Below are 11,806 nucleotides of genomic sequence, written 5' to 3'. Positions count from 1 at the left end.
GCTGTCATGTACGCGACATTCAAGGATCACCTGCAGGCCGAGCTCGCCGGCATCGACGAGGCGGGACTCACCAAGCGGGAGCGCGGCATCAGCGGACCGCAGCAGGCCCAGATCGTCACAGGCGGGCAGGAGGTGCTCAACTTCTGCGCGAACAACTACCTCGGCCTCGCCGACGATCCGCGCATCCTCGACGCCGCCCGCCGCGCCCTCGACGAGTGGGGATACGGCCTCGCGAGCGTGCGTTTCATCTGCGGCACGCAGGAGCAGCATCTCGAACTCGAGCGTCGTCTGGCCGCCTTCCTCGGCACCGACGACGCGATCCTGTACTCCTCGTGCTTCGACGCGAACGGCGGCGTCTTCGAGACGCTGTTCACAGCAGACGACGCGATCATCTCGGACGAGCTGAATCATGCGTCGATCATCGACGGCATCCGGCTGTCGAAGGCGCGCCGCCTGCGCTACCGCAACCGCGACATGGCCGATCTCGAGGAGCAGCTGACCGCCGCGGCGGATGCCCGATTCCGGGTCATCGTCACCGATGGCGTCTTCTCGATGGACGGCTACATCGCCCCGCTGCAGGAGATCTGCGACCTCGCCGAGCGCCACGACGCCCTGGTGTTCGTCGACGACTCGCACGCGGTGGGCTTCGTCGGCGAGAACGGACGGGGCACGCCCGAGCTGTGCGGCGTCTCCGACCGGGTCGACATCTACACCGGCACCTTCGGCAAGGCGCTCGGGGGTGCGTCCGGCGGCTACGTCGCCGCGCATCGCGACATCGTCGCCCTGCTGCGCCAGCGCTCGCGGCCCTATCTGTTCTCGAACACGCTGGCGCCCGCGATCGTCGCGGGCACGCTGACCGCGCTCGACCTCGTCGAGGGCTCGGCGGATCTGCGCGCGCGGCTGACCGGGAACGCCGAGCTGTTCCGCCGCCGGATGACCCAGGAGGGCTTCGATCTGCTTCCGGGGGAGCACCCGATCGTGCCGGTTATGTTCGGCGATGCCGCGCTCACCGCTCGCATCGCCGACGAGATGCAGCGGCAGGGCGTGTACGTGACGGCCTTCAGCTTCCCCGTGGTGCCGCGCGGCAAGGCGCGCATCCGGGTGCAGCTCTCCGCAGCGCACACCGCCGAGCAGGTCGAGCGCTGCGTGGCAGCCTTCGTCGCGGCGCGGGAGGCGGTCAGCTGACCGCGCCGGGCCAGTAGCGCCGGCGCCGGCGCGACCATCGGATGCAAAGAAACCCTTGCAAAGGTTTGTTTGCAAGGGTATCTTTGTATCCATGACCACGAACGACGCCTCGGGCCGCACCCTCGAACCGAGCGCGCTGAAAGCCCTCGCGCACCCGCTCCGGGTGCGGATCTACGATCTGCTCAGCGAGCGCGGTCCGCAGACCGCCAGCAGTCTGGCTGCACTGATCGGTGAGACCTCCGGGGCGACGAGCTATCACCTGCGCGCCCTTGCCGCGCACGACCTCATCCGGGAGGTGCCTGACCGCGGCACGGCACGCGAGCGGTGGTGGGAGCGACCCAAGGGCCGCATCAACATGCCCGGCCCGGCCGAGACGATGTCGCCGTCGAACCGCGCCGCGGCGCAGATCGTCACGACCGAGTTCCTCCGCCTGCGTCATCAGACGCTGATGGACTACATCAATCGTCCCGAGTCCGCGCAGCCCGACGGATGGCAGGATGCCGGACTCATCATGACGACCACGCTCGATATCACGGCCGAGCAGATGGCCGCGCTGCAGCAGGAGCTCACCGCGGTCGTCGACGCGGCGGTCGAGCGCTATCGCGGGCAGGAATCGCTGCCCGGGACTCGGCGCGTGTCGCTGCGCGCCGAGGTCTTCGATCTTCCCGTGGCGAACAGCCTCGGCACGACGAACCAGGAGTGACCATGACCACAGCGACCCTTCGCCTCGTCTCGCCCACACCGTTCGAGCGACTGCTGCAGCAGATCGCCACAGCACTCACCGGCCACGTCGAGCGGCGCATCGCCGCTCGGGCCGAGCGCCGCGAGCTCGCGCTCGACCTGCTCCGCGAGCAGCAGACCAGACGTCACGACCCGCGCGAGGTCGACCACCTTCTCGCGACGCTCGGGATCACACACCGCTGATCCTGCCCCTGAGGCGGTGGAAGCGGGGGGTCAGTCCTCGAAGGGGCGGGCGACGATCTCGCCGGATGCCGTGAGGAAGACCTCCCACCCGGCGTCCAGCTCCGCGATCGGGCGCCCCTCGAGCCAGGTGAGGGTCCAGTGACCGCCCAGCCCGCGCGCCTCCACCTCGGCGATCGCCGGGCGCAGTGCCGCGGGGACGGAGGCCGGCGGCTCGGCGCCGGCCTCCCACCTCGTGCCCAGCTGCATGATCAGGCGTCCACCGGTGCCAGCTCGATGGCCGTGACCGCCAGCTCGTCCGCTTCCGCGAACGACAGCTCGGCGATCCGGCCCACGGCGCGCAGATCGTCGGCAGCGGCGCGCAGCGCCTCGATCCTCTCCGCGGGTGCGCCGATGGTCGCCGACGCGACCGGGGTCTTCTGCGACGCCTTCGCCTCGGTCTTCGCACGGCGGATGCCGATCAGGGCGGCACTGGCGGCGGAGAGCACGGCAGCGTCACCGTCGATACCGAGCGGCTCGGGCCACGCGGCGGTGTGGATCGAGCCCTCCTCGAACCACGACCACGCCTCCTCGGTCGCGAACGACACGATCGGGGCGAGCAGGCGCAGCAGGGTCGACAGCGCGAGACGCAGGGCGAGCGCCGCCGAGGCCTGGTTCACGTCGGTCTGGTCGTAGGCGCGCTCCTTGACGAGCTCGAGGTAGTCGTCGCAGAACGTCCAGAAGAACGCCTCGGTGACCTCGAGCGCCTTGGCCTGGTCGTAGTTCTCGTACGCCGTGGTCGCCTCGCGCACGACCTGGTCGAGAGCGGTGAGCATCGACGCGTCGAGCGCATGCGAGATCTGCGCACCCTCGGGCACGGGGAACGAGAGCACGAACTTCGCCGCGTTGAGGATCTTGATCGCCAGGCGGCGACCGATCTTCACCTGGGTCGGATTCTGCGGATCGAAGGCGGCATCCATGCCGAGACGGCTCGAGGCCGACCAGTAGCGCACCGCGTCGGAGCCGTGCGTGTCGAGGATATCTGCGGGCGTGACGACGTTGCCCTTCGACTTCGACATCTTCTTGCGGTCGGGGTCGACGATGAAGCCGCTGATGGCGGCGTTGCGCCACGGCGAGCGCTGATCCTCGAGCGTCGAGCGCAGCATCGTCGAGAACAGCCAGGTGCGGATGATGTCCTGGCCCTGCGGACGCAGGTCGAACGGTGCCACGGTGCCCCACAGCTCTTCGTCGCGCTGCCAGCCACCGGCCAGCTGCGGAGTGAGCGACGACGTCGCCCAGGTGTCGAAGATGTCGGCCTCGGCGTCGAACCCGCCGGGCACACCCCGCTGGTCTTCGGTGTACCCCTCGGGCACGTCGGTGGTCGGGTCGATGGGCAGGCTCTCGCGCGACGGGGTCAGCACGCGGTCGTAGTCGCGCTCGCCGTGCTCGTCGAGGGTGTACCAGACGGGGATCGGCACGCCGAAGAAGCGCTGACGCGAGACGAGCCAGTCGCCGGTGAGGCCGCCCACCCAGTTCTCGTACCGCACGCGCATGAAGTCGGGATGCCAGCTCAGCTCGCGGCCGTTCTCGAGCAGCTGCTCGCGCAGCTGCGGGTCGCGGGCGCCGTTGCGGATGTACCACTGGCGCGTCGAGACGATCTCGAGCGGCCGGTCGCCCTTCTCGAAGAACTTCACGGCGTGGCTGAAGGGCTTGCCGACCTCGAGCAGGTCGCCCGATGCCTGCAGCTGCTCGACGATGCTCTTGCGGGCGCTGAAGACGGTCTTGCCGGCGAGCTCCGCGTACGCGGCGCGGCCCGCCTCCGAGGTGATCGCCTCGGGGGCGTCGGCGAGCACACGGCCGTCCTTGCCGAGGATCGTGCGGTTCGGCAGATCGAGTTCGCGCCACCAGATGATGTCGGTCACGTCGCCGAAGGTGCAGATCATGGCGATGCCGGAGCCCTTGTCGGGCTGGGCGAGGTGGTGCGCGAGCACGGGCACCTCGACGTCGAAGATCGGGGTGCGCACGGTCTGGCCGAAGTACGGCTGGTAGCGCTCGTCGTCGGGGTGCGCGACGAGGGCCACGCAGGCGGGCAGCAGCTCGGGGCGGGTGGTCTCGATGTGGATGTCACCCGAGCCGTCGGTCTTGCGGAAGGCGACGCGGTGGAAGGCGGCCTGCTGGTCGCGGTCCTCGAGCTCGGCCTGCGCGATCGCCGAGCGGAAGTCGATGTCCCACAGGGTCGGTGCCAGCGACTGGTACGCCTCGCCGCGCTCCAGTCCGCGCAGGAACGCCAGCTGGCTCTGGCGGATCGTGTCGTCGGAGATGGTGCGGTAGGTCTGGGTCCAGTCGACGCTGAGGCCGAGCTGGCGGAACAGCGCCTCGAACTGCTTCTCGTCCTCGACGGTCAGTTTCTCGCACAGCTCGATGAAGTTGCGGCGGCTGATCGGCTGCTGGTCGGCGGCGCGCGACGACTTGTTGTCGCCGCCCTCGAAGGGGGGCGTGAAGTCGGGGTCGTAGGGCAGCGTGGGATCGCAGCGCACGCCGTAGTAGTTCTGCACGCGGCGCTCGGTGGGCAGACCGTTGTCGTCCCAGCCCATCGGGTAGAACACGTTCTTGCCGCGCATGCGCTCGAAGCGTGCCTTGATGTCGGTGTGCGTGTACGAGAAGACGTGCCCGATGTGCAGGCTGCCGGATGCCGTCGGCGGGGGAGTGTCGATCGAGTAGACGCTGTCGCGTCCGGATGCCGTGGCTTGGGCGCGATCGAAGAGGAAGGTGCCCTCATCCGACCACCGCTCACCCCACTTCGCTTCGAGGCCTTCGAGCGCGGGCTTGTCGGGGATGGTGGACATGACGGACTCCTCGAACGATGTGTGCGGCACTGTGTGAGCGTGCCTGAGTGTGGGTTGTCCGGCGAGTCTACCGGTCGCCGCGCCACCGTCCCTAGATCGACTCCGTCCAACAATCGCCGGTAAGATGGAGCGTTCCCCTTCTCCCGCACCCATCGAGGTTTCCGTATGCCTTCCTTCCCCGTGCGTCGCCTCCTGCCGCTGGCAGCCCTGGCCGCGGCATCCGCCCTTCTGCTCAGCGGCTGCGCAGGGCCGGCCGGTGATGCGACCGGCTCTGACGCCGAGCTCGTCTGGGCCATCGAGGGTGCCAACCTCTCGGCCGGCCACATGGATCCGCAGACCAGCCAGCTCGACGTGTCGGGCATGGTGCAGCGTCAGGTGCTCGACTCCCTCGTCTTCCAGGAGGCCGACGGCTCGTTCTCGCCGTGGCTCGCCAAGAGCTGGCAGGTCTCCGAAGACGGGAGGACCTACACCTTCGACCTGCGCGACGACGTGACGTTCTCGGACGGCACCGCGTTCGACGCCGCCGCCGTGAAGGCGAACTTCGATCGCATCGTCGACCCCGCCACCAAGTCGGCGCAGGCCGCGAGCATGCTCGGCGGCGAGCTGTACGCCGGAACCGAGGTCGCCGGCGAGCACACCGTCGAGGTGCGCTTCACCCAGCCGTACGCGCCCTTCCTGCAGGCGGCGAGCACCGCGCAGCTCGGCTTCTGGTCGCCCGAGGTGCTCGAGAAGTCCGCCGACCAGCTCGCCGCGGGCGGACCGGACGTCACCGTCGGCACGGGTCCGTTCGTGCTCAGCGAGTACACGGCCGACCAGGAGATCGTCTACACCCGCAACGACGACTACACCTGGGGCCCCGACGGCGCGACGGCGCCGAAGATCAAGACCCTGCGCGTGGAGCTGCTGCCCGAGGCGTCCGTCCGCGCCGGCGTGCTCTCGTCCGGCGAGGCGGATGTCGCGACCCAGCTGCCGCCGAACGTCGTCGCCGACCTCGGCGACGACGTCACCGTCACCGCCAAGGAGTACCCGGGCCTGCCGTACTCGCTGTTCCTCAACGAGAAGCACGGTGTGTTCGCCGACCAGAAGGTGCGCCAGGCGTTCTCGCTGGCCATCGACATCGACGCCGCCGTCGACGAGATCTTCTTCGGCGAGTTCCCCCGGGCGTGGAGCATCCTCGGCCCGACGACCCCCGGCTACGACGAGAGCCTCGAGGGCAGCTGGCCGTTCGACGCCGACAAGGCGAACGCCCTGCTCGACGAGGCGGGCTGGACCGAGCGCGATGCCGACGGCATCCGGATGAAGGACGGCCAGCGCCTCTCGGCCCGCTGGATCGCCTGGACGCCGATCTCCGACGACCGCACCGCGCTCGCCAACGCCATCCAGTCGGACCTGAAGGACGTCGGGTTCGAGATCGTGCGCGAGAAGCTCGAGCCGGCCGCCTACAACGAGCAGTACGGCCCCAAGACCTACGACCTCACCGATTGGGACTTCTCGGGTGTCGATGCCGACCTCCTGCGCAGTCATCTGGGCACCGACGGCTTCCAGAACGCCTCGCAGGTGAGCGACCCCGCCGTCGACGAGCTGCTCGAGCGCGGGCTGTCGACCTCCGACACCGATGAGCGGGCGAAGATCTACACCGAGCTGCAGCAGTGGAACGCCGAGCACGTCGCCATCGTGCCGCTGTACGTCTCGTCGCTGATCACCGGATCCGCGACCGGCGTGCACGGACTGGAGTACGACCTGTACGGGCGCCCGCTGTTCTACGACGCGAGCGTCAGCCGCTGACGTGCGGCGCGCCCTGACCCGGCTCGCCGGGACCGCCGCGTCCGCCGTCCTCGTGCTGTGGGGGGCGGCGACGGTGGCGTTCCTGGCGTTCCGGATCATCCCGGGCGACGCCGTCTCGGTCATGCTCGGTCCGCAGGCCAAGGTGAGCGAGGCGGTGAAGGCCGGCGTGCGCGCCGAGCTCGGCCTCGACCGCCCGCCCCTCGAGCAGTACCTGTCCTACATCGGCGGACTGCTGCGCGGCGATCTGGGGACGTCGTATCAGCTCCGGATGCCGGTGAGCGAGGTCATCGGGCGTCAGCTCAGCCCCACTCTGCAGCTCACGGCGCTGGCGCTGCTGATCGCGGTGCTCATCGCGCTCGCCGTGGCGCTGCTCGCGCGCCGCGGGGTCGCGCGGGCCGTGCTGGTCGCGGGTGAGCTGATCGTGCTGTCGTCGCCGGTGTTCTGGATCGGGATCGTGCTGCTGGCCGTCTTCGCGTTCGGGTTGGGATGGTTTCCCGTCGCGGGCACCCGCAGCCCCGCGACCGTCGTGCTGCCGGCCCTCACGCTCGCCCTTCCGGTGTCGGCGCTGATCAGCCAGGTGCTGCGCGACGGCATCGACGAGGCCGAGCGGCAGCCGTTCGCCGAGACCGTCCGCTCCCGCGGCGCCGGATCGTCCCGCCTCGTGCTGCGGCACTCGCTGCGCCACGGTGCGGCGGGCGCGCTCACCCTCACCGCGTATCTCATCGGCTCGCTGCTCGGCGGAGCGGTGCTCGTCGAGACCGTCTTCGCGCGACCGGGGCTGGGGCGGGTGACGCTGACCGCGATCGTCGACCGCGACCTTCCGGTCGTCGCGGGTGTGATCATGCTCAGCGCGCTCGTGTTCGTCATCGTGAACGTGGTGGTCGAGGTGGTGCATCCGATCATCGACCCGAGGCTGCGCGCGCGGCCGGGCGTGTTCGAGGCGCCGACACTCGAGGAGCGCCGGTGATCGCGCGCCGGGTGGGGCTGGGGTGCGCCGTGGCGTTCCTCGCGGTGGTCGCGCTCGCCGCGCTCTTCCCCGACCTGCTCGCCACCCACGACCCGCTGCGCACCGATGTGCGGGCGGCGCTCGAGTCGCCGGGAGCGGCGCACCTGTTCGGCACCGACCAGTCCGGACGCGACGTGTTCTCCCGCGTCGTGCACGGTGCGGGTCGCTCGGTGGGCATCGGCCTGCTGGCGACGGTGCTCGCGGTGCTCGCCGGTCTCGTGCTCGGCTCGCTCTCGGGCGTCTCACCGCGGGTGGTGGATGCTGTGGCGATGCGCGTCACCGACATCCTGCTCGCCTTCCCCGAGTTCCTCATCGCGCTGATCGTGGTGGCGGTGCTCGGCCCCGGGGCGGTGAACGTCGCCATCGCGGTGACCATCGCGGCGGTGCCGGTGTACATCCGCCTCGCCCGCACGCAGACCCGCACCCTGCGCATCGCCGAGCACGTCGAGGCCGCTCGGATCCTCGGCGTCGGTCCGGTGCGCACCTTCACCCGCCACGTCGCGCCCGGGGTACTCGGCTCGCTGAGCGTGCTCGCCACGATCGGCATCGGCTCGAGCATCCTCGCTGCCGCCGGTCTCAGCTTCCTCGGGCTCGGCCCTTCCGAGCCGGCTCCGGAGTGGGGCCTCATGCTGTCGGGCGGGCGGAACGTGCTCGGCCGCGCCTGGTGGATCTCGGTGTTCCCGGGGCTCGCCATCACACTCACCGTGATCAGCGCGACCGTGATCGGCCGCGCCCTGCGCGCCCGAGCCGAAGGGCGGCGCGCATGAGTGCGGTGCATGTGCGCGGGCTGCGCGTCGGAATCGACGCACGCGCCGTCGTCGACGGGGTCGACCTCGACGTCGCCGCGGGGGAGTGTGTGGCGATCATCGGCGAGTCCGGTGCCGGCAAGTCGCTCACCGCCCGTGCCCTGCTCGGGATGCTGCCCGACGGTGCCCGCGTGACGGCGGACGAACTGCGGATCGACGGCGTGGATGCCTCCGGTCTGAGCGAGTCCTCCTGGCGATCCCTGCGCGGCCGGCGGATCGCGCTGATCTCACAGGACGCCCTGGCCGCCCTCGACCCGCTGCGCCGGATCGGACGCGAGGTCGCCGAGCCGTTGGAGATCCACCGCCTGCACACCGGACGCCGGAGGGAGCAGGTCGTGCAGTTGCTGGCATCCGTCGCCCTGCCCGAGCCGGAGCGCCGGGCCCGCAGCCGCCCGCACGAGCTGTCGGGCGGGATGCGCCAGCGCGCCCTGATCGCGTCGGCGCTCGCCGCCGACCCCGCAGTGCTCGTCGCCGACGAGGCGACGACGGCGCTGGATGCCACGGTGCAGGCGCGCATCCTCGCGCTGCTGCGCTCGATCGCCGACGACGGACGAGCCGTGCTGTTCATCAGCCACGACTTCGCGGCCGTGCGGAAGGTCGCCGACCGGGTGCTGGTGATGCGCGAGGGGCGCATCGTCGAAGACGGACCGGTCGCTGAGGTCATGACTTCACCGCGCCACGAGTACACCAGAGCCCTCGTCGAGGCGAGCGCGCCGCGCCCGCGCACACCGACCCGCGAGCCGGGCGAGACGCTGCTGCGGGCGCGCGACGTGTCGAAGCGGTTCGACCGGCCGGCGGTCGTCGGCGCATCGTTCAGCGTCGGATCCGGACGCACGCTCGGCATCGTCGGCGAGTCGGGCTCGGGCAAGACGACGCTCGCGCGGATGCTGATCGGCGTCGACCGTCCCGACAGCGGATCAATCGAGTGGGCGAGGGCGCAGCGGGTGCAGCTGGTGCACCAGAATCCCCTGGGTGCGCTCGACCCGCGGTGGACGATCAGCCGGTCGATCGCGGAGGCGCTGCAGGCCGCGGGGGTTCCTCGCGGCGAGCGCCCCGGTGCGGCGGCTGCCCTGCTCGTCGAAGTGGGTCTCGATGAGGCGCTCGGTCGTCGACGCCCGCGGCAGCTCTCCGGCGGGCAGCGACAGCGCGCGGCGATCGCCCGCGCGCTCGCCGCAGACCCGCAGGTGCTCGTGCTCGACGAACCCGTATCGGCTCTCGACCCCACGGTGCGGGGCCGGGTGCTCGATCTGCTCGCGCGCCTGCAGACCGAGCGGCAGCTCACGATGGTGTTCGTCTCGCACGACCTCGCGGTGATCGCCGCGGTGTGCGACGACGTGCTGGTGATGCGCGACGGGGTGATCGTCGAGCAGGGACGAGTGGCTGATGTGTTCGCCGAGCCGCAGCATCCGTTCACCCGGGAGCTGCTCGCCGCCGGAGGGTGAGCAGCGGAGCCGGCGCGGAAGCCGCGTCGGCTCCCAGCTGAATCCCAGGTTCGATAGGGTGAGGAGCAGCAGCGACGACGAGGCCGCTGTCGGAAGGAAGCCCACAATGACTCCCGTTCTCCTCATGACCATCGGCTTGGCGATCTTCGCCGTCGGGTACCTGTTCTACTCGCGATACCTCGCCAACCGGGTCTACCGACTCGACGCGTCGTTCGCCACCCCCGCTCACGAGCTCAACGACGGCGTGGACTACGTGCCGACGAACAAGTTCATCCTCTGGGGCCACCACTTCACCTCCGTCGCCGGCGCGGCGCCGATCGTGGGACCTGCCATCGCGGTGATCTGGGGATGGGTTCCCGCCTTCCTCTGGGTCACGCTCGGGACGGTGTTCTTCGCCGGCATGCACGATCTCGGAGCGCTGTGGGCTTCGACCCGCAACAAGGGCCGATCGATCGGCGCCCTGTCGGCGCGCTACATCGGCAAGCGCGGTGCCGGCCTGTTCCTCGTGGTGATCTTCCTGCTGCTGCTCATGGTGATCGCCGCATTCGCCGTGGTGATCAAGAACCTGCTGATCTCGACGCCCAGCGCGGTCATCCCGACCTGGGGAGCGATCGTCGTCGCCCTGCTCGTCGGCGTCGCCGTCTACCGGCTGCGCTGGCCGCTGCTGCCCGTCACCATCGTCGGCGTCGTCACGCTGTACGCGCTGATCGTGCTGGGCGACCAGATGCCGGTCGTGCTGCCCGAGGACTTCCTCGGCATGGGGCCGGCCACCTTCTGGATCCTCGCGCTGTTCGTCTACGGTGCGATCGCCTCGCTGCTGCCGGTGTGGGTGCTGCTGCAGCCGCGTGACTACATCAACGGCGTGCAGCTCTTCGTCGGGCTGATCCTGCTGTTCGGGTCGGTGCTCACCGCGACGCTCTTCTCGGGCGCCGCACCCGAGATCGTCGCGCCCGCGATTAACACCGCCGTTCCCGAGGGGACACCGAGCATGGTGCCTCTGCTGTTCGTGACGATCGCCTGCGGTGCCATCTCCGGGTTCCACGGGATGGTGTCATCGGGCACGAGCTCGAAGCAGCTCGACAAGGAGACCGACGCGCGGTTCGTCGGCTACTTCGGCGCGGTCGGCGAGGGGCTGCTGTCGCTCGGGACGATCCTCGCGGTGATCGCGGGGTTCCGCACCGTCGCCGAGTGGGACGAGGTGTACAGCGCGTTCGGCGCAGGCGGCGTCGGAGCATTCGTGACCGGTGGTGGCGCGCTGATGCAGGCGGGCATCGGGCTGCCCGCCTCGCTCAGCGCCACGGTGCTCGCCACCATGGCGGTGCTGTTCGCGGCGACGACCATGGACACGGGCATGCGCCTGCTCCGGTTCGTGGTTCAGGAGATCGGCGACTCGGTGAAGCTGCGGATCACGAAGGTGCCCGCGACGATCGTCGTCGTCGTGGTCGGTCTCGGGCTCACCTTCTCGCAGGGGCTCGGCGGCGACGGCGGTCTGCGCATCTGGCCCCTGTTCGGAACGACGAACCAGCTGATGGCCTCGCTGACTCTGTCGATCATCGCGGTCATGCTCATCCGCAAGCGCCGCAACCCGCTGCCGGCGCTGATCCCGCTGGTGATCGTCTTCGTGCTGTCGTTCTGGGCTGCGATCGAGCAGCTTGCCTCGTTCGCCGACCCCGCGAAGGCGGACTGGCTGCTGTTCGCGCTGGATGTCATCATCATCGCCTCGAGCGTCTGGGTCGCCGTGGAGGCGGTGCTCGCGATGCGTCGGGCCGCACTCGAGGAGCCCGAGCACGAGCACGCGGACGCCCAGCTCGAGGCGGTGCGCGAGGAGGTCTGACC

10 protein-coding genes are annotated in these 11,806 nt (G+C 70.2%); 8 read left to right on the top strand and 2 right to left on the bottom strand.

What is annotated here, in order from left to right:
• The first annotated feature begins 6 nt into the window (after nt 1-6).
• The 3 genes from ACWGSM_RS01435 to ACWGSM_RS01425 all read left to right on the top strand — a co-directional run bounded on the left by ACWGSM_RS01435 (nt 7) and on the right by ACWGSM_RS01425 (nt 2,109).
• Nucleotides 7-1,185, top strand: a complete 1,179-nt coding sequence (locus ACWGSM_RS01435) for a glycine C-acetyltransferase (RefSeq protein WP_452321199.1) — start codon at nt 7-9, stop codon at nt 1,183-1,185.
• A 91-nt stretch (nt 1,186-1,276) separates the two neighbouring features.
• On the top strand, nt 1,277-1,888 hold the full coding sequence (locus ACWGSM_RS01430) for an ArsR/SmtB family transcription factor (RefSeq protein ID WP_452321198.1): 612 nt from the start codon (nt 1,277-1,279) through the stop codon (nt 1,886-1,888).
• A 2-nt stretch (nt 1,889-1,890) separates the two neighbouring features.
• A complete protein-coding gene (locus tag ACWGSM_RS01425) occupies nt 1,891-2,109 on the top strand; it encodes a hypothetical protein (protein ID WP_313356577.1) in 219 nt (72 codons plus the stop codon).
• 30 nt (nt 2,110-2,139) lie between these two features.
• On the opposite strand, the gene ACWGSM_RS01420 is transcribed toward ACWGSM_RS01425, so the two are convergent.
• Entirely contained in the window at nt 2,140-2,355 is a 216-nt protein-coding gene (locus ACWGSM_RS01420) for a hypothetical protein (RefSeq protein ID WP_452321197.1), read from the bottom strand.
• Nucleotides 2,356-2,357: 2 nt separating this feature from the next.
• Nucleotides 2,358-4,931 (bottom strand): valine--tRNA ligase, encoded by a 2,574-nt coding sequence (valS, locus tag ACWGSM_RS01415; RefSeq protein WP_452321196.1) that lies wholly within the window; start codon nt 4,929-4,931, stop codon nt 2,358-2,360.
• 165 nt (nt 4,932-5,096) lie between these two features.
• Here valS and ACWGSM_RS01410 point away from each other — a divergent pair, with 165 nt between their 5' ends.
• The 5 genes from ACWGSM_RS01410 to ACWGSM_RS01390 all read left to right on the top strand — a co-directional run bounded on the left by ACWGSM_RS01410 (nt 5,097) and on the right by ACWGSM_RS01390 (nt 11,804).
• Nucleotides 5,097-6,716 (top strand): ABC transporter substrate-binding protein, encoded by a 1,620-nt coding sequence (locus ACWGSM_RS01410; protein WP_452321195.1) that lies wholly within the window; start codon nt 5,097-5,099, stop codon nt 6,714-6,716.
• A gap of 1 nt (nt 6,717) precedes the next feature.
• Nucleotides 6,718-7,683: an ABC transporter permease gene (locus ACWGSM_RS01405; RefSeq protein WP_452321194.1), complete on the top strand. Its 966-nt coding sequence runs from the start codon at nt 6,718-6,720 to the stop codon at nt 7,681-7,683.
• Nucleotides 7,680-8,489, top strand: coding sequence for an ABC transporter permease (locus ACWGSM_RS01400; protein ID WP_452321193.1), 810 nt, complete (start codon nt 7,680-7,682; stop codon nt 8,487-8,489). The genes ACWGSM_RS01405 and ACWGSM_RS01400 overlap by 4 nt, the downstream gene beginning before the upstream one ends.
• Complete coding sequence (locus ACWGSM_RS01395; protein WP_452321192.1) at nt 8,486-9,970, top strand: ATP-binding cassette domain-containing protein; 1,485 nt, start codon at nt 8,486-8,488, stop codon at nt 9,968-9,970. The genes ACWGSM_RS01400 and ACWGSM_RS01395 overlap by 4 nt, the downstream gene beginning before the upstream one ends.
• Nucleotides 9,971-10,076: 106 nt before the next feature.
• The gene (locus tag ACWGSM_RS01390; RefSeq protein ID WP_452321191.1) at nt 10,077-11,804 is read left to right on the top strand and encodes a carbon starvation CstA family protein; all 1,728 of its coding nucleotides are present in this window, start codon (nt 10,077-10,079) and stop codon (nt 11,802-11,804) included.
• Nucleotides 11,805-11,806: the final 2 nt, after the last annotated feature.

It is taken from the genome of Microbacterium sp. NPDC055521 (assembly GCF_053619695.1).
The sequence above is the reverse complement of the archived record's forward strand: the minus strand, read 5'-3'. Positions and strand labels throughout refer to the sequence as shown.